Raw genomic sequence first — 22,682 nt, forward strand, 5'->3', positions numbered from 1 at the left:
GTGCCAGTTGATAGACGACACATGAAGCTTCATGACCACGCTGTAACCGTTTGCAGGCCCGCCGGTTGTATACATCCTTGCCGCGTCTGTGTAGGCTGGACGGGTGCTTTCATTGCAAAAGGCCGCGAGCATTCTGGGGGCGTTCAGCGCCGAGCAACCTGAGTGGGGCGTGCGGGCGCTCGCGCTTCATCTCACGCTGCCCCGCGCCACTGCCCACGCCTACCTTGCGGGCCTGACCGAAGCCGGTTTCCTGCGCCGGACTCCTGCTGGGAAATACCGCCTGTCCTGGCATCTGGCCGAGATGGGCGGTCAGCTCACGGCGGCCCTGCCCTGGTTTCCCGATGCCCGCAGCCTGATTACCCGGCTGGCGCTGGAGGTTCGGGCCGTGGCCTTCCTGTGCATTCTGGAGGGAGAGGAGGTGGTGTGCGCCATCCGCGAACGCCATCCCGACGCCGATATAGACCTGCCGCTGGATATTTACCTGCCTGCCACGGCCACGGCCAGCGGCAAGATTCTGTATGCCCACGCCGATATTTCCCCCCGCACGTTCAGCGCCTGCACCGACAGCAGCATCACCACGTTGGATGAATGGCGCACCGAGGTCGCCCGCGTGCGCCGCCGGGGATACGCCTACTCCATAGAAGAATGGATTCCAGATCAATGCACGTTGGGCGTGCCGTATCACCACAGTGAGGGCGTGGTGGCGGCCATCGGCGTGCAGATGAGTGCCGAACGCTACCTGCAAGGAGAACGCAGCATCCGCGAACGCGTGCTGAGCATCGTGCACGAGGCCGAGGCGCTGGGGTAAGAAGGGACTGGGAGAGGAGCCGGGGTTAGCCTTTTTCGTAAGATGCGCTGCCACTGGAGGTTGCCACCGATGCACAAGATTCAGGCCCGGTTGTTGCTGGCTTTGGCGCTGGCTTCCGGCGTGGCTGGCGCTGCCCCACCGCTGGCCCTGTCTGCCCAAAACGGCGTCACAGTTCTTAGCGGCACGGTGGCAGGTTGGGCACTGGGCGCACGCGGCCTTGCTTTTTCGGAAAGCAGAGGCCCACTGACACGCGGCAAGGTGGATGCTGGGGGGGCTTTTCAGATCGCGCTGCCGACTCCGGCTCAGCTGGGGGGCCTGACCCGCAAAGTGGGCGACCTCTACGACGTGGTGGGCTGTGACGATCAACCGTCCGACTTCGACATTTCGGGCCGAGAGGCTGAGCTGTACTGGCTGCCGCAACTTTCTGTGCAGAAGGCCCGGCCCAACCCCAAAGCTCCCTATGAGCGCGGCGAGGTATACAACCTGACCGCTGACGGCCAAGATGAACTCCGGCTGCTGTATTCCAGCGCCTATACGACCATTTACGTGAACGTGTCCTGCTCCAGCTTCGGCTCTGAGCGCAGCGTGGCCTATGACCTGAAGCTGGCTCCCGGCTGGAACATGGTGCTGGATCGCCGGGGCAACAGTACGGATGTTCGCAACGCGCCGAGCAGCCTACAGACGCGCTGGCTGTACGGCGTGCGGTAAACGGCCCGGCTTCAGAAAGGGCTGTTTAAGAAACTCTGCCCTGTCCTGCCGCCATTCGCACCGCGTCACGCACGGCGGCGCAGACGGCTTCCTGCACCAGTGCGCCCAGCAGCATCGGGTCGGCAGGTGGGCGGGTGCAGGCACTCAGCACGAAGGCTGCGTCTCCGTCCCAGTAGGTGTGGCTGGGGTGAATCACGCGGGCCAGCGCGGTCTGGGCAGCGTCGGCCAGGCGGCGGGCGTCGTTTTTGGTGAGGGTGTGTTCGGTGGCGACTGCCACGAGGGTGGTGTTGGTCACGTCGGCGGGGGCAAAGGCTGACGCGCCCACGCCTGTGCCGGGGCCAGCCAGAATGCCGCCCATTTCGTCCAGCACGTCTCCAATCGGATTAACAACCGCCAGTGCCGCCACCTGTACGCCGTACCGTTCCAGCATCACGCTGCCGAGGCCGCCCACCGCCGCGTGATCTGGCCCCCGGTATTTGCCCGCTGTGGCCCCGGTGCCCGCGCCCACCTGCCCGCGCACGACCGGGTCTGCCGAGGCCGCCCGCGCTGCCTGCTCGCCCTCGGGGTCGCCGGGCCGTGCCCGCGCATCGCCCACGCCGAGGTCATAAATTACGGCGGCGGGCACAATCGGCACCCGCGCCCACGGCGTTTCGTGCCCTACGCCGCGTTCTTCCAGCACCCGCACCACGCCCGCCGCCGCCGCCAATCCAAAAGCGCTTCCGCCCGTCAGGAGCAGCGCGTGAATCCGCTCCACCTTCTTTTCGGGGGCCAACAACACGCCTTCCCGCGTGCCCGGACTGGGGCCGAGAAACGACGCCGAAGCCACCGCGCCCGCATCGGGACACAGAATGACCGTGCAACCGGTTCGGCCCACCGGGTCCGTCCAGTGGCCTACCCGGAAGCCAGAAATGGCGGTGAGGGTGTGGTTGAAAGGTGGATTCATAGGGAAAGTGTAGGGTCATCGCTGCGCTCGCTCACCCCTGTCTTGCCGATCACCGCAAGACGAGGTGAAATCTAGCGCTACCTCACAACGTCTTCCACTTCAAAAGGACGATTCTGCCGGGCCTGAAGGCGGTGGAATCAGTCCACCCAAAGGAAAAAGCCCACGCGGGGCCTTTCCAACAGAACAGGAGATCAACTCAGGGCGTTTTCAGGGCGTAGCCGATGCCGCGCACGGTGCGGATGATGCCGTAACCGTCCAGGTCGCGCAGTTTGGCCCGCATGTTCGCCATATGTACGTCCACCACGTTGGAGTTGCTGGGCAGTTCGCCGTTCCATACTTCGCGCTCTATTTCCTGGCGGGAATACACTCGCCCCGGCTGCCGCGCCAGAAAGGTCAGCAGATCGAACTCTTTGGGTGAGAGGCGCACCTCGTGACCGTTGTAGTGGCACAGGCGCTTTTGCGGGTGGATTTCCAGCGCCCCGATCTGAATGACCTCGCCGTGTTGCTGATGCCGAAGCTGCACCTTCACGCGGGCCACCAGTTCTTCGGGGTGAAAGGGCTTGGTCATGTAGTCGTCTGCGCCCGCTTCCAGCAGGTTCACCTTGCGGTCTACCGCGTCCATCGCCGTCAGAATGATGATCGGCACAGAACTGGTTTTCCGCAGGCGGCGGGCGATTTCTGCGCCGTCAAAGTCGGGCAGGCCGAGGTCCAGAATGACCAGATCAGGCGCATTCTCGCGGGCGCTGGTCAGGCCAGTGACGCCGTCTGGGGCGGTCAGCACCCGGTATCCGGCTTGCTCCAGTTCGTACTGGACGACTCGGGTAATGTCGGGGTTGTCTTCGATAAGCAAAATGCGTTGATCCATGAGGTTCGCGTGTCTCCCCGTTGTGTACGTGCTTGAATTGCAGCCAATCGCGACAGTCCCATGTCTGAAATGAAACCGACCTCCGGCTGGACTAACGTTCTCGACATCGTAGGGGCGCGGATAGACCAATCGGGGCAGGACACGGTTTATAGACTCTTAACAGCGTGCAAGTTCAGGTGCTCTGTTCGCCGGGAACCACGATGCTGTCCACCTGTACGCCGTAGCGCAGAAGCAGGGTTTTCAGGCGCTGCATGGCATTTACGGCCAGTTCACGGTCCTCGGGCAAAAAAGCCAGCGTGAGGCGGGCGCTGTGACTGTCGCCGGGGCCGGAGCGGGGTTCTTGGGCCTGCACCTGTAGTGGACGGCGAAAGGCCGGGTCATGCATGACATCTCGCAGAATCCGGGTAAAGGTCAGTTCGTCGACGCCTGCCAGCGCGAAGGCGATCCCCAGCCGCTCGTCAGGCGTGCCGGAAGGAGAGGAAGAAGTCATGCCGCACAGCTTAAGCCGCCGGGCTTTCGCGCAGCACGGAGAATTTTTTCATGTTGTTGCCGCAGCACTTCAAATGACCTCGCTTCAAAGCTCCTGGAGAGGGATCAGGGCAGGCTGCAATACGCCCAGCGGCGCTGCGAAAAGCCCGGCCACCTGCTCGGATGGCACGGGGTGGGCATACAGATAGCCCTGTGCGTGGTCGCAGCCCAAGAGTTTCAGGACTTCGGCCTGCCAGCCCTGCTCCACGCCCTCGGCCACCACCTTCAGGTTCAGGTGGTGCGCCAGCGTCACAATCGTTTCGATGATGCGCTCGGCTTCGGGGCCTTTGCGGAGGCCCATCACAAATGAGCGGTCTACCTTGACGGCGTGAATAGGCAGGCGGTGCAGGTAGCTAAGGCTGCTGTAGCCGGTGCCGAAATCATCCACCCACACGCGCACCCCGTGTGTGCTGAGCTGCATCAGGTGGGTGTGGGCCGCCGAACCGGGTGTGCCGTCCATCAGGAGCGACTCGGTCACTTCCAGGGTCAGTGCGTGTGGGGGAACCCCGCTGTTCTGGAGGGCTGCCTTGACCTGCAACACAAAATCGGGCGTCAGCAACTGCACCGCGCTGACGTTCACGGCCACATGAATCTCCAGTCCCTGACTGCGCCACTTCGCCAGTTGCATGGTGGCCTCGCGCAGCACCCAGTGGCCCAGCGTGCCGATCAATCCGGCGTCCTCGGCAATAGGAATGAACAGACTGGGGGCCACCGGCCCGCGCACCGGATGAGTCCAGCGCAGCAGGGCTTCAAGTCCCTCGATTTTTCCGGTCTGGAGGCTGATCAGGGGTTGATAGGCCAGCGTCAGACCGCCTGTACGCATGGTGTCACGCAGGTCATTTTCCAGCTGTACCCGGTCAAGAACTGCGTCTTCAAGGTCAGGAGTAAAAAAGGACACCCGCCCCGGCCCCCGCGCTTTGGCCTGTACCATCGCCAGATCTGCCAATCGCAGCAGTTCTTCGGGGTCGTGGCCGTCCCGGGGGGCCAGGGCCACGCCAATGCTGGCAGTGGGCTGAAAGGCGTGCCCAAACACTTCAAACGGCGTTTCCAGGATGCCGACCAGGCGCTGGGCCATCTGGGCCACTTCCGCCTCGGTACCCGCACGCGGCAGCACGATCACGAATTCGTCACCGCCCAGGCGGGCCGCCTGATCACCCGGCCCACATGCCCGCCCGATCCGTGCCGCCACCTGCCGCAGCAGTTCATCTCCGGCGGCATGGCCCAGCGTATCGTTCAGTCGTTTGAATCGGTCCAGATCCAGATACAGCACTGCCACGGGCGCGCCGCGTTCCAGCGCGTCGGGCACAGTGCGGGCCAGTGTCCGCAGCAGGCCCCGGCGATTGGGCAGCCCGGTCAATTCATCGTTGTAGGCATGAAAAGACAGTTGGCCTCGCAGCCGCTCCTGCTCGGCGGCCACGCCCAACAGTTCAGCCATCCACGCGGCTTCGCTGGCAATATTGTCGGGCAGTACGGTGGGATAGGTCAGGCGCAACTGTCCGTAGCGGTCTCCGGCGCGGCCCCGCACCGACACGGCCCAGATGGTGGGGTCCATATGATTGACCCCGGTCAGGGTGGGCGGCCCGAAACTCTGCAACTCGGCCAGCGCTCCCGGCGATTTGCGTTCCAGTGTGCCCTGAATCACGCGCAGCACGTCGTCTACGTTGCCGTTTTCGGCAATCAGCCGCAGCGCCTCGCCCTGGGCACGCATGGTGTCGTGGTCGCCTGTCACGCGGTCTAGCGTCAGGTTCAGGGCGCGGGCCACCAGATGCAGCTCGTCGTCGCCCTGCCCCAGATGCAGGCGGGCCGCCGTATCGGGTTCGGTCTCTATTCGCTGCACGAAACGCCGCAAACGGGCCAGCCGCGCGAACACCAACGAATCCAGCAGGCGCAGCGCCAGGAAGATACAGGCCACCACCAGGATCAGGACCGTCAGGCTGGCTGTTTTTACCGCCCAGATGCCCTGAGCGTGCAGCGTTCGCGGACGCGACACCAGGACTTCCAGATCATGGTTGCCCTGCGCCGTGCCAAAAGAACTGACGCTGGAGACGGCATCTTTGCTCTGCACGCTTTTCGCTGTGCCAGAGAGGTCGGTGCTGCTGACCTCCGCCTGCCCCGGCAACATCTGTGTGGACTGCACAGCTGGCGTGGGCTGCGCCGCCACCCTGACCTGCGTGACGAAAGGTGCAGGAGACAGCGTACTGGCCTCTATTCCGCGCAGTACCAGCAGTTCGGCACCGTCTTGCCGGGGCACGCGGGCCAACAGCCACACCTTGTCGCCCTGAATACTGAAGGACTGGCGAGGAGCCAGCGTGCCGGGTTGCCAGTCGGTGGCCCGCAGCTCGGCAGCGATCAGGGCTGTCGTCACGCGGCCATTTCTCAGGAGCGCGATGGCCTGCACGTCTCCGGTACTCAGCAGGTCTGCGCCCACCAGCAGCGGGTTGGGCAATTCGGCCCAGGAGCGCGTGCGGGTGTCCAGCTGTTCCTGCTGGCCCTGCAGCCAGCCCACCACCGTATCGGCCTGTTGGTGTGTCAACTGGCGTTCCTGGTTGTCCAGGGGCCACACGATCAGCATCGTCAGGATTCCGATACCGCCCAGCAGCGCCGCGATTCCCAGCGCCAACAGTGCCCACAGCACCCGCGTCCTCAGCGGTCTGGAGGCCGAGCTGCCGACCAGAAGGTTTTCCAATGCGGCTGTCAGGAGCACTGCCACCTGCCTTGCAGATCAGCGGTGCCGGGCGCGGGGCGAGCAGGCATCCACATGTGATTCAGGCGGCGAGGCGAGTCCGCAGCAGGTAGCGGATCAGGCTACTGGTGCTGGGATCGCGCAAAATACAGGCGATGACGTGTGGGCCGTGTCCGGCCAGCAGGAGCGTGCGGTGTTCGTATTCCAGCTGCGCTGTGTGCATCTCTCCGCCGTGCAGCACGCCACCAAAAGACCGGGTGGTTTCCAGCGCACGGATCAGGTGGAGGCCCAGTTGCGGCGGCAGGGCTTCTCCCTGCTGGGCGATGCTGTGGCCGCCGCCGTCCAGCAGGGTCACGCCCAGCACGCCGGGTTTGGCCATCAGGTCGGTCAGCAGCAGGCGTTGGGCCTGTCCGGGTACAGCGGCCAGCGGATAGTGCGGAAGCAGCGCTGCAAGTGCGGACCTGAGCAGGTCAGGGGTGGGTGGGTGCGCCAGAGAGGGCGTGCCTTCCAGGGTCGCTACCCCCACGGTAAGCAGGAGCGGAACGTGTCCGGCAGGCAATCCGGCCAGCAGATCGCCGGGAGTTCGTAGCCCCGGTACAGGCAGTTCTATCAGGGCAGCGGCGTGCGGGACGGCCAGCAGGGCGCTGTGGGCAGCCCGCAACGTGGCCGCCACCTGCACCGACAGGCCCAGCCCTTCCAGCATCCGCTCCAGCAGTTTGCGGTTGCCCACGCTGGCGCTCAGCAGCAGTACAGGTACGTCGTGGCGGCCATTGGGAGGGTCGCCCATGTTGGAAGGCTGATGCATGGCCGCCGGAGCGTCAGGTGTCGCCCGGTCTGATCTGCCTTCCACTGTCTTACCTTCCACGGCTTTGCGGTGCGGTTCCAAAGGGACCTGTTCTCCTTGAGTTGCTCTCGGTTTGTTCTGCTCTGCCGGCCTCTCACTGCGCTGTCTTCAGAAGTGCGGATTCCTGTCTCAGCCTGCGCCTCTCAGTATGTCCATCTGGTGGCAGCCGGGCAGTGCCTGAGAGAAGCCTCCCCTGATGTCGCTCCCGTCCTGCCTATTCTAGCTGACACCCTGGCTATCTCTCTCAGAGCAGTCAACCCCGCCGCGCCTTACATCAGCCTTACAGCAGTCGTATGCACAGGCGTCAGCGCAAGGGGCAGGCTCCTCCGGTCTCATGGCTCAGGCCTGTGGTACGCGCCTGGGAACAGGTTGGTGAGGTGCGGCGGCAGAGAATGGGAGGTCGGTCACCGCCTCACGCCCAGAGTGCAGGGGTATGCTAGGGGGCGTTATGACACTGCCTCAGACCATCATGTCCGGCGGGAACGCGGCCTTTATCGAAGGGCTGTACGAGGCGTATCTGGCCGACCCGCAAAGTGTAGACGCCGAATGGCGCGTTTATTTTGATCAGCTGCGTGGCGGAGTCACGGAAACGGCGCACTCGCCTGTGCAGCGGGCTTTTTATGAACTCGGCACCCAGCGCCGTGGAGCGGTCACCGTGCCTGTCCCGCAGGGCGTCAGCGGCGCGGCACAGGCGGCGGGCGCACTGATCACGGCCTTCCGCGTGTACGGCCACATCAGCGCCCATACCAATCCCCTCAAAATGCGCGGCCTGCCCGTGGTGCCCGAACTGACCCCCGAGTACTACGGTCTCAGCGCCGCCGACCTCAACGAAACTGTACGGGACGGCGCGTTCAATGCGCCCCTGCGCGACGTGATTACCCAGCTTCATGAAACCTATTGCGGGTCTATCGGCTTCGAGTTCAACTACCTGCCTTCCAACGAGCGGGCCTGGTTTCAGGAGCGCGTGGAGGCCGGGCGTGGGCGCGGCAATTACAGCGCTGAGGAACGCCGCCGCCTGATGGTCAAGCTGAACGCCGCCGAGGGGCTGGAGCTGTACCTCAAAAACCGCTACCCCGGAGTCAAGCGTTTCGGTCTGGAAGGCGGCGAGAGCTTTATTCCCCTCGTAGACCGGATCATTCAGCAGGCGGGCAAGCACGGCGTCAAAGAAACTGTGCTGGGCATGGCCCACCGTGGCCGCCTGAACATGCTGGTCAACATTTTCGGCAAGAAGCCCAGTGCGCTGTTCGACGAGTTCGACGGCAAAAAGAAGATCAGCGACAACCCCGACGTGGCGGGCGACGTGAAGTACCACATGGGCTATTCCAGCGATGTAAGGACTCCCGGCGGCCCGATGCATCTCGCGCTGGCCTTTAACCCCTCTCACCTGGAAATCGTGTCGCCCGTGGTTCACGGCAGCGTACGTGCCCGCCAGGACCGACGCGGCGACGCCGAGCGCAAGACCGTCCTGCCCATCACCATCCACGGAGACGCCGCTGTGAGTGGGCAGGGCGTGGTCATGGAAACGCTGAACCTGTCGCGTCTGCGCGGCTTCTCTACGGGCGGCGCGGTCCGTATCGTCATCAACAATCAGGTCGGCTTTACCATCTCCGACCCCCGTGATACCCGCTCCAGCCGCTACTGCACCGATGTCGCCAAGATTGCCAACGCGCCCGTGCTGCACGTCAACGGTGACGATCCCGAGGCAGTGGCCTACTGCGGCGACCTGGCGCTGGAATACCGTCAGACCTTCGGCAAAGACGTATTCATTGACCTGATCTGCTTCCGGCGCAACGGCCACAACGAGGGCGACGAGCCTCGCATGACCCAGCCGATCATGTACCGCGAAATCGACCAGCACCCCGGCACCCGCGCCCTGTACGCCAAGAGCCTGGAAGCCGCAGGCGTGCTGGCCGCAGGCGAAGGCGACGCGCTGGTCAACCACTTCCGCGACCTGCTGGACGCTGGCAACGAAGTGGTCGAGGAAATGGAGAACCTGGAGCAGAGCAAGTTGGCCGTGGACTGGAGCGAGTACCTCCACACCAACTGGAAAGACGAAGTGAGCACCGCCGTGCCGCAGGCCAAACTGACCGAGCTGGGGCTGGGGCTGAACGAGGTGCCCGAAGGCTTCGTGGTACACCGCACCGTGCAGCGCGTGCTGAACACCCGCAAGGCGATGGCACGCGGCGAGCAACCGCTGGACTGGGGCATGGGCGAAATGCTGGCCTACGCCACGCTGCTGGACGAGGGCTACGGCGTGCGTCTGGTGGGTCAGGATTCGGGGCGCGGTACGTTTGTGCACCGCCACGCCGTGCTGCACGATCAGAACGCCGAAGACCCCATGCGTGAGGAATATCTGGGGCTGGCCCATCTGGGAGAGCATCAGGGCCGCGTGGAAGTCATCGATTCCACCCTCTCCGAAGAAGCGGTGATGGCCTTCGAGTACGGCTACAGCACCTCCGAACCCAAAGCCCTGATCGCGTGGGAAGGTCAGTTCGGAGATTTTGCCAACGGCGCTCAGGCGGTCATTGACCAGTTCCTCAGCGCGGGCGAAAGCAAGTGGCAGCGGCTCTCAGGGCTGACGCTGCTGCTGCCGCACGGGTACGAAGGCGCGGGGCCAGAGCACAGCAGCGCCCGTCTGGAGCGGTATTTGCAGTTGTGCGCCCAGAAAAACATGCAGGTCGTGGTGCCCAGCTCTGCCGCCCAGATGTTCCATCTGCTGCGCCGTCAGGTGCTCCGCCCTTACCGCAAGCCCCTGATCGTCATGACGCCCAAGAGCCTCCTGCGAAACAAGCAGGCCATGAATCCCCTGAGCGACTTCACCGATGGCCGATTCTGCGAAGTGATTGGCGACGACACCGTAGAGAAGGCTCGCCGCGTGGTCATCAGCAGCGGCAAGCTGCACTGGGAACTGGTCGAGGCCCGCAACGCCGACGCCGAAGGCTACGCAGGTACGGCTCTGGTACGTCTGGAGCAGCTCTATCCCTTCCCCGCCGCCGCCCTGAGTGCCGAACTTGCCAAGCACCCCGGCGCACAGGTCGTGTGGGCACAGGAAGAACCCGAAAATCAGGGTGCGTGGCTGATGATCTGGGAAGATCTGGAAGCCAACCTTGCCCCCGGACAGGTGCTTTCTCATGCCAGCCGCGCCCGCAGCGCCAGCACCGCCGCCGGATATGCCAGCGTCCACGCCACCGAACAGGCCGCCGTGATCGCCGCCGCACTGGGCGAGAAGGTCAGCCGAGAAGTGGTGCAGGAGCAAAAAGAACTGGCACAGGAAGCCAAAGCGCAGGGCTGAACCTGAAGAACAACCATCAAAGCAAAAGGGGGCGCTTCGGCGTCCTTTTTTGTTGGCGCTGTTGATGGGTTTTGTTTGAGTGAGGGCACAAAAAATAGACGGAAGACATATCCGGTCTTCCGCCTCAGATGTACCGCCCAATTGCACAGGTCCACACGTTTAAGCTCTGGGTTCATTTCTTATCAGCCGTGCGCTGCCACTGCGCCACCGCTCCGGGTTGGAGGAGCGGAATGGATTCGAACCATTGGCCCCGGCTGGCTTCGACCCAAAGCGTGCGATTGAACCTTGAGCGGAGAATACTCAGTCTGGAGCAAGAATCTGAGTTTGTGTCTTGGGGTAGGGCTGCCTCTGCCGTTGGGCTACCTCGCCGGATCTGCCCTGCCTGCGGGCAACAACTGTGGTGGCGAGAGCAGGAGTCGAACCTGCACCTGAAACCTTTCCCCCGTTCAATCTGAAGCTGAGCCTCAGCGTGGTACTCCGCTGCACAGGTTAGGCGTCTGGGGCGGGTGCGGCAATGGGCCGGGTGGCTTAGCCGGAAGGGGGCAGGCAACTGAGAAAGCGGCCTATGTACAACCCCCCAGTCGGCTTTGCCGCCAGCCCCCCTCAGAGGGGAGCACAAAAGATGTTGTCCCCACCTCTAAGGGGGGGCGTTGCGCCAGCAACGGGGGGTTCACCTTCCCCGTCAAATTCCCCTCAGCTTTCCAGCAGGTACGCAAACACCTGCTCTCCTACCTTGCGGTCAGTCACCTCCACACTGTTGGCTTCCTCGCGGGCAAACTTCACGGCCTGCTGCAACTTCTGCACGCGCGTCAGCAGGTCGTTCACGCGCACGGCGGGCAGCGCTCCCGAAAATTTCAGGGTACGCCAGTAGCCCACCGTCACGTCTTCGTAGTACACCTCCACCTGCGCGGGGTGTTTGTCGGTGGCTTCGGCCTTGACGTGGTTCCGGGGAATCTTTTTGGTGCGTACCGTCTGCACGGGGTCGGTGGCGTAGGTGTCGGTACTGGGGTCGAAGGTCCAGCTTTCGCTGGCGTCCAGCACAGGCAATTTGCGAATAAAGGTATGCAGGTCGGTCAGTTGCTTTTCCAGAAACAGCAGGTAGGTCACGGGCACCTGCCGCAGCAAGACGCGCTCACCGATCACCACATCGGCTTTGGCTTCGTTGTTGGCCCAGTCTTTGGTGGCGGTCACGTCAAACAGGTTGCCCATGATCTGGGCCGTCTGCCGGATGATCTCTTCGGCTTTGGCCTGCACGCGGGTGGATTCGGGCGGCAGCGTCTCGCCTTCCTCGTCTTTGGGGCGGTAGGTGCGCGAGATGCCCGACAGCAGCGCGGGCTTTTGCAGCGCGTGGTGGGCCTCGGTCAGTTCCTGAAAGGCGCGGCTTTTCACGCTCTTTTCGACGGCAATAATTTGGTTCAATTTGGGCATGATGAATTCCTCTCTTTGGCCTCTCCTGACTGCCTGAAGGGAAGCCGGGGAAGCAAGGTCAATCTAGGCCGCCGCCCACGCACCGCACAGCGCAAAGTGGCCTAAGCCAGCGGCGCATGTTCAGACTGCTGGACGGTAGAAATTGTGGCCCCCAGTCATCACTGCCCGGTTCCGTGCATTGTGTGCCCTGCCGTTCCCCGCCCAGAGACGCCCCGTGAGGGGTATAAAGGGTGAGATTATGGCAGACATCAAGGTTCCCGTTTTTAGTGAGTCGGTCAGTGAAGGTACGCTGCTGACGTGGCATAAGAAACCCGGCGACGCCCTGAAGCGCGGCGAGGTCCTCGCGGAGATCGAAACCGACAAGGTGGTGCTGGAAGTGACCGCCCAGCAAGACGGCGTGCTGCAAAGCGTGCTGAAAAACGAGGGCGACACGGTACTCAGCGAAGAGGTGCTGGGCACGGTGGGCGAGGCAGGCAGCGCTCCAGCCCCCGCAGCAACAGCGGTTCCGGCTGTGGCCGCAGATCAGGCGGCAGGCCCGGTTGCCAACGAAGTCAGCGCGGGTGGCACAGCCAGCCAGCCCGACACCAATGTCGCCGCCCCTGACCGCCGCGAGGACCTCTCGCCCGCCGTGCGGAAGGTGGTCGTCGAGAACAACCTGAACCCCGCCCAGATTCCCGCCACCGGCCCCAAAGGCAACATCACCAAGGCCGACGCTGTAGGAGCCATCGGAAGCGCTCCAGCCAGTGCTCCGGCATCTGCGCCCACGCCTGCGGCTGCTGCCCCCGTTGCCAGCATTCCCAGTGGCCCCCGCACCGAACAGCGCGTGCCCATGACCCGCATCCGCCAGCGCATTTCCGAGCGCCTGAAGGAAGTGCAGAACACGGCAGCGATCCTGACCACCTTCAACGAAGTGAACATGCAGCCCGCGATGGATCTGCGGAAGAAGTATCAGGATCAGTTTGTGGCCAAGCACGGCACCAAGCTGGGCTTTATGAGCCTGTTCGTGCGGGCCGCCACCGAAGCCCTGAAAGCCTTCCCGGTGGTCAATGCCAGCGTGGACGGCAAAGACATCATCTATCACGGCTTTTACGACATCGGCATCGCGGTGGCCTCCGAGCGCGGTTTGGTCGTGCCGATCCTGCGCGACACCGACACCATGAGCCTCGCCGGAATCGAAAAGAATATTGCTGGCTTTGCCCAGAAGGCCAAGAACGGCAAGCTGACCATGGAAGACATGAGCGGCGGCACCTTTTCCATCACCAACGGCGGGACCTTCGGCAGCATGATGAGCACGCCCATCATCAACGCGCCCCAGAGCGCCATTCTGGGGATGCACAACATCATCGAGCGGCCCATTGCCCAGAACGGTCAGGTCGTCATCGCGCCCATGATGTACCTCGCCCTCAGCTACGATCACCGCATCATCGACGGCAAGGAAGCCGTGCAGTTCTTGGTCATGATCAAGAACCTGCTGGAAGACCCGGCCCGCATGCTGCTCGAACTCTGAAGTCAGTTGAACTGACGGCGCTCTGGCTTCGGCTGGGGCGCTTTTTCGTGCACTGGAACGCACTTTTTGAAAAGTATCGACGGACTGACCTGAAACTGATGGGTGTGCCCCCGCCGATCATGGGTTGATCATGAGGCGTGGTGTGTAATGCTTGCACTGAACCGCGTCAGTTAACTCCTGGCGGCACGGTGTCAGATGGAGGGGTTTTCATGACACACAATAAAAACCGTTTGAACTCTTCGGCTCCTATCCGCACCCTGACTGCCCGCACCACCGCTGGAACAAGAGTACTGGCCGCCCTCACAGTGGCGCTGGCCTGCACGGCCTCGGCTCAGGGCAACAGCCTGAACACGGTGCAACTGAACCGCCTGCAACTTCAGCCCATCACCATCCAGACCCAGCAGTTTTCCCGGCTGCAACTTGACCCCAGTCTGTTTCAGAAAGCGCTTCAGGCTCCCAACGTCTTCCAGTTCAATCTGGACGATTTGCCTGCCCGGATTCAGGCCCGTGATGCCAACATCCGCAGCAGCCTCGCGCTGACCAACCAACTGGCAAACGTGGCCGATCTGCGCTCGGATATTGCCCGCATGACCCTGAAATTGCCTGCCGGGCTGACCGTGCCTGCCGTGGTGAATCTGCGTGATGGGCAGCAACAGGAAGTGATGCTGTATGGGCGCGATACGGTGGCCCGCAGCGTGGCCGATGCCGAAGCCAAGGCCGCCGTGAACCGCGCCGAGATTCTGCGTTCGTTTGGGCTGGACGAGCAGACGCTGAGCCAGACTGCCGCGCCCGGCACCGCTGCTGTGGTTGCCAATGCAGCCACCACCCGCGTGGCTATCACCACTCCCGCCACCCGCATCAGCGCCACCACACCGGTTGCCCAGGCCCAGACCCAGATTCAGCGTCTTAACCCCTCTGGCCTGTCTACGGCGCAGTTGAAGGTTGCCACCAGCATCTCTGATCTGCTGAAGTTCGATACCCTGGTGCAACCCAGCCAGCCACCCTCACAGCCGGGGGGCGAACTCGGTGACGGCTTCACCAAAACTCCTACCGATGGCGCGTGCCGTTTCACGCCAACCAACGCGCTGTTCGGGCAGATGCGCGGCGGCAACCTCGGGTCCATCACCACCATCAAGAATCAGGGACGGCGCGGCACCTGCATGGCGTTCGGCTTCGTAAGTGCCTTGGAGAGCCAGATTGCGCGGCGCATCAAGACCCGCTTCAACCTGTCGGAGCAGTACGCCTACTACTGGCTGCGTGGAGACGACGGCGTGCTGGGCGACGGCGCAGGCTGGGGCGATTACGACGATGCCGTGAACCGCCAGCGCATGATCCCGACCGAGGTGCGCTGGAAGTACAACCCCAGCTACAGCCGCCAGACGCTGCCGGGGGGCGACAAGCCCATCACCCAGTTCAAAAACTCCTGCACCAACTACGCCGATCAGGCGTGCAGCGACACCACCGCGCAGGCACAACTGGTCTGTCAGGGCAGCACCAACAACTGCGCATGGAAGCCGGAATGGGAAATTCAGGAAAACGCCGCCTTCAATTTCCGGCCCACCAAGGGCAACGAAGTGTGGCATTCGCTGGGCACCCTGCCCTTCAACTCCACGCAGGCCACCCGTGAATACCGCCGCCTGATGATGAAAAAGATGCTGGACAGGGGAGACCAACTGGTGCTGGGCTTCGGCGTGGATGCGGCCTTCGATTCCATCGGTGCGGCGGGCACGCCCAGCATGAACCTGATCGGCCAGAATTACCGGGGCGGTCACGCCGTTCACCTCGTGGGCTACGTCAATACCGGCAGCGTGACCATCAAGAATGTCAAACTCACCAACTTTATCAACCTCGGAGACATGACCTTCCCCACGGGCGTGTGGATCATCAAGAATTCCTGGGGCTGCGGCTTTGGCGACGGCGGCTACGCCTACCTGCCCGATTCGTTCCTGGATCAGGAAACCAACGGCGTGTACAACCTGCCCAACAACGCCGTGACTTCGGACATGAGCAGCTTCTAGAGTAGGGAGACTGGCCCGGAGTGAGGGGCGACCCAGTTCAAGAGGCCGGAACGTGCACACAACGTCTCCGGCCTCTTAGATTGGGTCTTCCATCGTGTGTAGAACTTCTGGAGCCTCCGCCCCACCCAACCCGATTACCGTTGTTCTAGCGCCAATCCGACCAACCGGGTCACGAGTTGGCTGTAGCTGATGCCTGCGGCCTCGAACAATTTGGGATACATGGAAGTCGTGGTGAAACCCGGCATGGTATTCACCTCATTCAGCAGCAGTTCGCCAGTCTCCTGGACATAAAAGAAATCCACGCGGGCCAGCCCGGCACAGTCCAGAGCGCGGAAAGCAGTCAGGGCGATCTCGCGCACCCGTTCGGATACGGCTTCCGGAAGCGGCGCGGGAATATGCATGGTGGCGCGGCCCTCGGTGTATTTGGTGTCGTAGTCGTAGAAATCGGCATCGAATTGCAACTCGCCCACGGGGCTGGCAATGGGCGTATCGTTGCCCAGAATGCCCACCTCCACCTCACGCGGTTTATGGGTGGTCATGGCTTCCAGAATCACGCGGCGATCGAGGCCAAAAGCGAGGTCAAGCGCGGCGTTCAGGTCGGCGGCGTTGCTGACCTTGCTGATGCCCACGCTGGAACCGAGGTTGGCAGGCTTGACGAAGAGCGGAAAGCCGAGATTGGCTGCCCGGACGCGTACCAGCTCGGGCGTACTGCGCCATTCGTGCCGGAGGGCCAGTGCCCACGCCACCTGCGGCACACCCGCCGAGGCCAACACTTGCTTGGTCATGACCTTGTCCATGCTGACTGCTGACCCCAGCACGGCGCTGCCCACAAAGGGAATTCCGGCCAGCGTCAGGAGGCCCTGAATGGTACCGTCCTCGCCCATCGGGCCGTGCAGCAGCGGAAACACAGCGTCGTAACCCTCGGCACTGGCCGCCCGGTGCAGCACCAGATCGCCGCCCTGTGCACTGACCCCCGATTCCAGGGCGCGGGCCGTATCGGTGGGGGGCAGCCAGCGTCCCTGCTTGCTGATCACCACAGGCGTCACGTCGAATTGATCGCGGGGCAGCGCGGCCAGCACACTCCGCGCACTCATCAAACTCACTTCATGTTCCCCGGATTGACCGCCTGCCAGCAGCAAAATGCGCTTTTTCACGGGTTGCAGTATGGCACGCGCCGCCGGCAATGAGTACCACACATCAAGAGAGCAACTTACACACAGCCCTCTTTAAAAGAACTGCATTTCACGAACCTGTTTACTGTTCCTTCAGATGAAACTTCCTGCAAGACCTCACACATCCGCCACTTGGCCTACGCTATGATACCGCACGACTTACCCCTACATCGGTGTTTGGAACAGATGCTGTTATGACTCTTCAGAGAGTTTTCTGCGCCAACCCACTGCCTTTCAGGAGGCCCAATGAAGAAACTAGCAATCCTCAGCACCCTGCTCATTGCAAGCACCGCCTTTGCTGCTTCTCCCAAGGATACTTTCGTGTATCAGAGCAGCTCGGACATCCCCACCCTCGATCCCGGCGTCACCTACGACACAGCTTCGGGTGCCATCGTCGAAAACCTCTACGAAACCCTGCTGACCTACAAAGGGGCCAGCCTGACCCAACTGGAGCCTCTGCTCTCGACCAAGTGGACGATCGGCAACGGTGGCAAAACCTACACCTTCGACCTGCGCAAGAACGTCAAGTTCCACACCGGCAACGCCATGACCTGCGCCGACGCCGAGTACTCCTTCGAGCGTAACCTGGTGACCAACAGCGCCGAATCCGGCAACTGGTTCATCAGCGAGTCCCTGTTGGGTGTGCAGGCCAACGCCAACGACGACAAGACCATCACCTGGGCACGCATCGACAAGGCCGTAGAGTGCAACAGCGCCGGACAACTGGTGTTCACCCTGCCGAATGTCGATCCTGCCTTCCTTGCCAAGCTGGCTTACACCGGCCAGAGCGTCGTGGACAGCAAGCAGGCCGTGAAGCTGGGTGAGTGGAGCGGCAAGGAAGCCGACTGGAAAACCTGGGTCGGCAAAGACCTGACCGACAGCGCCCTGAACAAAGCGCCAAGCGGTACGGGCGCGTACAAGTTCGTGCGCCGTGACGCCAACACCTTCCTGGCTGTGGCCTTCGACGGCTACTGGGGCAAGAAGCCTGCCATCAAGAACATCATCATCCAGAAGGTGCCTGAACTCGCGGCCCGTCAGCAGGCCTTCCTGCGCGGCGACGCTGACCTGATCGACGGCGCAGGACGTGCCGTGGACGAAGTGCAGCTCAAGGGCAAGCCCGGCGTGGTCTGGGTCGACGACCTTCCCAACACGGCTGCTGGCGCCCTGTTCCTGAACCAGAAGATTGCCGATCCCAAACTGCTGGGCAGCGGCAAGCTGGACGGTAAGGGCATCCCTGCCAACTTCTTCAGCGACGTGAACGTGCGCCGCGCCTTCAACTACGCCTTCAACTACCAGCAGTACATCACCGATGTCCAGAAGGGCAAGGGCAAACAGCGCACCATGTTGCTGCCCGACACCTTCCCCGGCTACAACGCCAAAGTGAAGACCTACAAGTACGACGCGGCGCAGGCCAAAGCGTACTTCCAGAAGGCTTTCGGCGGACAGGTCTGGAAGAACGGCTTTACCCTGACGGCCAACTACCGTGCCTCCAGCGTGCCCGGACAGACCCAGATGGAGATCTTGAAGCGCAACATCGAAGCGCTGAACCCCAAGTTCAAGATCAACATTCAGGAAAAGCAGTGGAGCGAAATGCTGGCCGACTCCAAGAGCGGCAAGGAAGCCCTGATCTCGCTGGCATGGGCACCTGACTACGCCGATCCTGACAACTTCATGTACACCTTCTACGCCAGCGACGGCTTCTACGCACCCCGCGTGAACTGGAACAGCACCCAGGCCGACAAGTGGCTGAAGGCTGCCCGTCAGACCGTGAACACCGCCGAGCGTAACCGCTTGTACGGCTTGGTCGGTAACCTCGCCTACGAGCAGGCTCCGTTCGTGCTGATCCCTGCTGGCGTCAACTACAGCTTCTTCCGCGACAACCTCGTGGGCGCAAGCAAGGCCAACTACAACCCCATGATTTCTTTCCTGCTGGGTACCAACTGGAAGGAACTGAGCAAGAAGTAACCCTCTGAGGTGAGGGCGGGGCAGCCCCAGTGCGTGGGCTGCCCCGCCTCTTTGGTTGAGGTGCTGCGGTGTGCTGTTGCCAAGTCCTGTGCCTGCTTTGGGGAACTCACATCCGCTCTGGGCAGCCGAGGAGTAAAGATTCTCAGATCAGACCGACTTTCTGTCTCTGACTTGATGATGGCCTGTGACCCGAAGGGTGCTGTAGATTCTTTGTCGCTTTGTACGGCCCGGTGTGGTGGTGTCTCGCTTCCATTTGAGATCCCTGCTCACCGACGCTCCGGCCCTCACCCGGCCTTCTTTCCGTTGTTCCCTCCACCGTTCTCGCCCTCCGCACAGAGGCCCCCCTTATGCTGAAGCTTCCATGTTGACTTTTATCGTCCGACGCCTCCTTCAGGTTCCAGTGGTCATGCTGGTGCTATCTATCCTGATCGTGGGCCTGACCCAACTGCTCTCGCCGGAGCAGCGGGCCGCTCCCTATATCCGCAGCGATCAGCAATCTGCCCGTCTGGAACAGATCATCCGTGAGCGTGGCCTGGATCAACCGTTCCCGGTTCAGTACGCCAAGTGGCTCGGCAAGACCCTTCAGGGTGATCTGGGCTACTCCACGGCCAGCAGCAAAGACGTGATCCCGACCATTCAGGAACGCCTGCCCAACACCATCGAGCTGACCATCGTGACTGCGTTGCCGATTTTGCTGATCGGCATCTGGCTGGGTACCCTCAGCGCCCTGAATAAAGACAAAGCCATCGACCAGATTTTGCGGGTGCTGACCATCGTGGGTTACAGTCTGCCCACCTTTGTGCTGGGCATCGTGCTGCTGGCGGTGTTTTACGGCTATCTGGGCTGGCTGCCGGGTGCCGGGCAACTCAGCATCGTCAACGAAATTACCAAAGGCGACCTGACGCGCTATACGGGCCTGCTGAGCCTCGACGCTGCCCTCAATGGCCGCTGGGACATGGCGTGGGACGTCTTGCAGCATATGTTCCTGCCTGCTCTGACCCTCACCATCGTCAGCGTGACCACCATCATCAAGGTCATGCGCAACAACATGCTTGAAGCCCTGACCAGCGATTACGTGCGAACTGCACGCGCCAAAGGTCTGTCTACCCGCGTTGTCAACAACAAGCACGCCCGCCGGAATGCCCTGCTGAGCATCGTGACGTTGGGCGGCTTCCTGATCATCGGTCTGATGTCGGGGTCGCTGATCACCGAAACCATCTTCGCCTACCCCGGCGTGGGCCAGTGGGTCGTGCAGGCAGCCCTGCGCTTCGACCTGTCGGCGGTGCTGGGCTTCGCGCTGCTGTCGGCCCTGATCGTGGTGCTGGTCAGCACGGTGGTCGATATTCTGTACGGCGTGGTCGATCCCCGCGTGAGGTTTGACTGATATGACAACGCTTTCTAGCAATCCAACCGCTGGCCGCAGCCGCTGGCAACTGTTCTGGACGGGGCCTGCCGTTCGCAAGCTGCGCCGCAACCCGCTGGCGATTACCGGCCTCATCATCACGCTGCTCTTCAGTCTGATGGCCCTGTTCGCGCCCCTGATCGCCAAGCCCAGCGGCGATTGCCTGCGCGACCTGAACATCACCAACGCCAATCAGGTCTATAACCCGGCAGGCGGAGCCTTCTGGCGGGCCATTTTCGTGCCCCCGCGCACCTGCTACAAAACCGAGCGCCTGTCGTTTGCCCAGGAACCCACCGCGCCCAGTGCCGAGGCTCCCTTCGGCACCGTCAACGGCTACAACATCTTTTACGGCCTGATCTGGGGCACGCGGACTGCCCTCAAGATGTCGTTCATCATCGTGGCGATTACGCTGGCGATGGGTGTGGTCATCGGGGCCATCAGCGGCTATTACGGCGGCTGGATCGATAACCTGATTCAGCGGTTTATCGACGTACTGTTTGCGCTGCCGTCGCTGATTCTGACGGTGGTTGTCCTGACCATTCTGCGGGCCGGAAATCCAGGCGGTGATCCGACGCTGCCGATTATCGTGTCGTTCTGTATTGCAGGCTGGGCCGGATATGCCCGCGTGGTGCGCGGCGACGTGCTGCGCACCCGTCAACTGGAATACGTGGACGCCGCCCGCAGCATGGGCGCACGCGATATGCGCCTGATCTTGCAGCACGTCATTCCCAACAGTGTTGCCAGCGTCCTGACTCTGGCCGTGCTGGACCTAGCAACGGTGCCGCTCAGTGTGGCGGCCCTGTCGTTCCTCGGCCTCGGCTTCGAGAGCGGCTACGCCGAGTGGGGCCAGCTCGTGGAATTCTCCCGCGCCTGGCTGAAGCCCGAATACAAATACGTGCTGCTGTACCCTGCCGCCTTCATCATCACGTTCAGCCTCGCCTTCAACCTGTTTGGCGACGGCCTGCGCGACGCGCTCGACCCCAAGAGCCGCTGAGAGTCGTTTCTGAATGCCCCCGCCCAGTCCTTGCGACGGCGGGGGCATCTTATTTGGTCTGTGCGTTGTAGCCCACAGCTCTATTGCCCAAGCTCTACTGCCCAGCCGGACGCATCCAACCCGCGATCAGTCGCCATGCCAGCGCGTACAGCACGGCGGCCAGCGCCCACAGACCCGCCGTGACCACAGGCTGCGAAAAGGTGGCGCACCCGATCAAAAAGGGGACGGCGGGGGCGGTTCCGGCCTGCATGGCGGCGCTGAGGGCCGTGCGGCGCGGGGGCAGCAGCGGATCGCGGGCGGCGCGGCGGGCCAGATACAGGGCGGCGCAGGCCAGCAGCAGGGCCACTGCGCCGAGGCCCAGCAATCCGGCGGGCGGCGTGGGTGTAGGGCGTGTGAGCAGGTACAAGGCCCCCAGCGGTAGCCCTGGCACGGCCAGCACGGCAAAGGCCAGCGTGTAGGCGCGGCGGGCGGCACGCAGCAGGTCGGCTCCCTCGCCGCTGCTGAGGTCCTGGGCCAGAGCTTTAAGCATCAGGTCGTGTGCGGCACGGAGTTCAGTACTTGTACGGTGGCAGGTGAGCCGTCCACTTCCACCTCTGCGCCGTCCGGGACTTCCTTCCTCAGTCTGGCAAGACTCAGGTTGCCAGCGTTCAGGCCGGTCTGTCCCACCACTTTGCCGCCGTGCAGAATGTCTGCGCCGCGTACCAGGCTCTCGCCCGCCACCCGCGCCAACTGATAGCGGGTGTTGCCACGGGCCTCCAGCCGAGCCATGATTTCCTGGCCCACATAACAGCCTTTGCGGTAGCTGATGGCCGGAAGCGGGCCACTGATGTCCAGCCCCACCTCCTGAGGCAGCGTGCCTGCAAAGCCGTCGCGGGCGATGTCGGGGATGCCTGCGGCGATTCGGGCGGTGTCGAGTGCGGCCAAGGGGGTTTCTGGGCCTTCCAATTCGGCCAGTACTGCCTCCTCATGGCGGGTGAGATAATGCAGGTCCAGCCCCGCCGTGCCGGTGCGGTTCACGCGGCCCACCAGAACTACGCCGCCGCCCAGCTCGAAGGTCTGTACATCTGGGCCACCCTCATTCCAACCGGGCAGGCTGGTTCCGGGCCAGAGGTGCACGCAGCGCAATTCGTCCGACACGTCCTTGACCTCGACCTGATCGAAAATGATGTAGCGCTTGAGGCGGGCAGCCAACGCTTCGGCCTCGCCTGCATCCACATGCAAATACACATCATCGGTACGGCGGTAGGCCCGCGCAAAAGTTTCGATCTGGCCGCGCACATTTAAAAAAGCGCAGGCCACCAGCCCCGGCGTGGGTGCGCCGCGCAGATCGCCCGTCATCTGGCCCTGCACAAAATCAACCCGGTCTGCTCCCGTAATCCGCAGCCCGCCTGAAGGAATCTGAGTCCACATAGACCTCAGCGTAGGCCAAAAGCGGTCAGTGGATAGTGGTGAGGGGATAGGCGAGGCGGCGGACTTCACGCCCCCGGCCCTCTGACGTGCGGCCTTCTCCACTGATCACTTCCCA

Annotated in this window: 17 protein-coding genes; 8 read left to right on the forward strand and 9 right to left on the reverse strand. The window is 62.8% G+C overall.

Annotated elements, in window-relative coordinates; translation table 11 throughout:
* The first annotated feature begins 103 nt into the window (after positions 1 to 103).
* On the forward strand, positions 104 to 808 hold the full coding sequence (locus F561_RS0106470) for an IclR family transcriptional regulator (protein WP_026298646.1): 705 nt from the start codon (positions 104 to 106) through the stop codon (positions 806 to 808).
* A gap of 69 nt (positions 809 to 877) precedes the next feature.
* Complete coding sequence (locus tag F561_RS0106475; protein WP_019009138.1) at positions 878 to 1,516, forward strand: hypothetical protein; 639 nt, start codon at positions 878 to 880, stop codon at positions 1,514 to 1,516.
* Positions 1,517 to 1,541: 25 nt separating this feature from the next.
* Here the strand turns inward: F561_RS0106475 and F561_RS0106480 are convergent, their stop codons facing one another.
* The 5 genes from F561_RS0106480 to F561_RS24930 all read right to left on the reverse strand — a co-directional run bounded on the left by F561_RS0106480 (position 1,542) and on the right by F561_RS24930 (position 7,322).
* Positions 1,542 to 2,459 carry a P1 family peptidase gene (locus tag F561_RS0106480; protein ID WP_019009139.1) on the reverse strand — a complete coding sequence of 306 codons (918 nt, stop codon included), beginning with the start codon at positions 2,457 to 2,459 and terminating at the stop codon, positions 1,542 to 1,544.
* A gap of 196 nt (positions 2,460 to 2,655) precedes the next feature.
* Positions 2,656 to 3,324: a response regulator transcription factor gene (locus F561_RS0106485; RefSeq protein ID WP_019009140.1), complete on the reverse strand. Its 669-nt coding sequence runs from the start codon at positions 3,322 to 3,324 to the stop codon at positions 2,656 to 2,658.
* Positions 3,325 to 3,496: 172 nt separating this feature from the next.
* A complete protein-coding gene (locus F561_RS0106490; protein ID WP_019009141.1) occupies positions 3,497 to 3,814 on the reverse strand; it encodes a hypothetical protein in 318 nt (105 codons plus the stop codon).
* A gap of 84 nt (positions 3,815 to 3,898) precedes the next feature.
* On the reverse strand, positions 3,899 to 6,556 hold the full coding sequence (locus F561_RS27115) for a putative bifunctional diguanylate cyclase/phosphodiesterase (RefSeq protein WP_157451620.1): 2,658 nt from the start codon (positions 6,554 to 6,556) through the stop codon (positions 3,899 to 3,901).
* 61 nt (positions 6,557 to 6,617) lie between these two features.
* A complete protein-coding gene (locus F561_RS24930; protein ID WP_157451621.1) occupies positions 6,618 to 7,322 on the reverse strand; it encodes a hypothetical protein in 705 nt (234 codons plus the stop codon).
* Between the two features lie 505 nt (positions 7,323 to 7,827).
* On the opposite strand from F561_RS24930, the gene F561_RS0106505 reads away from it, so the two are divergent.
* A complete protein-coding gene (locus F561_RS0106505) occupies positions 7,828 to 10,671 on the forward strand; it encodes a 2-oxoglutarate dehydrogenase E1 component (protein WP_019009144.1) in 2,844 nt (947 codons plus the stop codon).
* Between the two features lie 693 nt (positions 10,672 to 11,364).
* On the opposite strand, the gene F561_RS0106510 is transcribed toward F561_RS0106505, so the two are convergent.
* Positions 11,365 to 12,099, reverse strand: coding sequence for a DUF7873 family protein (locus F561_RS0106510; RefSeq protein WP_019009145.1), 735 nt, complete (start codon positions 12,097 to 12,099; stop codon positions 11,365 to 11,367).
* Between the two features lie 238 nt (positions 12,100 to 12,337).
* On the opposite strand from F561_RS0106510, the gene odhB reads away from it, so the two are divergent.
* Positions 12,338 to 13,606, forward strand: coding sequence for a 2-oxoglutarate dehydrogenase complex dihydrolipoyllysine-residue succinyltransferase (gene odhB, locus F561_RS0106515; protein ID WP_019009146.1), 1,269 nt, complete (start codon positions 12,338 to 12,340; stop codon positions 13,604 to 13,606).
* Positions 13,607 to 13,815: 209 nt separating this feature from the next.
* Entirely contained in the window at positions 13,816 to 15,624 is a 1,809-nt protein-coding gene (locus tag F561_RS0106525; protein ID WP_019009147.1) for a C1 family peptidase, read from the forward strand.
* 134 nt (positions 15,625 to 15,758) lie between these two features.
* Here the strand turns inward: F561_RS0106525 and F561_RS0106530 are convergent, their stop codons facing one another.
* Complete coding sequence (locus F561_RS0106530) at positions 15,759 to 16,778, reverse strand: D-alanine--D-alanine ligase family protein (RefSeq protein ID WP_026298648.1); 1,020 nt, start codon at positions 16,776 to 16,778, stop codon at positions 15,759 to 15,761.
* Between the two features lie 264 nt (positions 16,779 to 17,042).
* On the opposite strand from F561_RS0106530, the gene F561_RS0106535 reads away from it, so the two are divergent.
* From F561_RS0106535 to F561_RS0106545, 3 genes are all read left to right on the forward strand, one after another.
* The gene (locus tag F561_RS0106535; protein ID WP_019009149.1) at positions 17,043 to 18,761 is read left to right on the forward strand and encodes an ABC transporter substrate-binding protein; all 1,719 of its coding nucleotides are present in this window, start codon (positions 17,043 to 17,045) and stop codon (positions 18,759 to 18,761) included.
* A 361-nt stretch (positions 18,762 to 19,122) separates the two neighbouring features.
* Entirely contained in the window at positions 19,123 to 20,145 is a 1,023-nt protein-coding gene (locus F561_RS0106540; protein WP_026298649.1) for an ABC transporter permease, read from the forward strand.
* Between the two features lies 1 nt (position 20,146).
* On the forward strand, positions 20,147 to 21,157 hold the full coding sequence (locus F561_RS0106545; protein WP_019009151.1) for an ABC transporter permease: 1,011 nt from the start codon (positions 20,147 to 20,149) through the stop codon (positions 21,155 to 21,157).
* 94 nt (positions 21,158 to 21,251) lie between these two features.
* On the opposite strand, the gene F561_RS0106550 is transcribed toward F561_RS0106545, so the two are convergent.
* Both F561_RS0106550 and ygfZ read right to left on the reverse strand, forming a co-directional pair.
* The gene (locus F561_RS0106550) at positions 21,252 to 21,686 is read right to left on the reverse strand and encodes a hypothetical protein (protein ID WP_019009152.1); all 435 of its coding nucleotides are present in this window, start codon (positions 21,684 to 21,686) and stop codon (positions 21,252 to 21,254) included.
* Positions 21,686 to 22,567: a CAF17-like 4Fe-4S cluster assembly/insertion protein YgfZ gene (gene ygfZ / locus F561_RS0106555; protein WP_019009153.1), complete on the reverse strand. Its 882-nt coding sequence runs from the start codon at positions 22,565 to 22,567 to the stop codon at positions 21,686 to 21,688. The genes F561_RS0106550 and ygfZ overlap by 1 nt, the downstream gene beginning before the upstream one ends.
* Positions 22,568 to 22,682: the final 115 nt, after the last annotated feature.

Origin of the sequence: Deinococcus aquatilis DSM 23025, assembly GCF_000378445.1 — a bacterium.
Lineage (GTDB): Bacteria > Deinococcota > Deinococci > Deinococcales > Deinococcaceae > Deinococcus > Deinococcus aquatilis.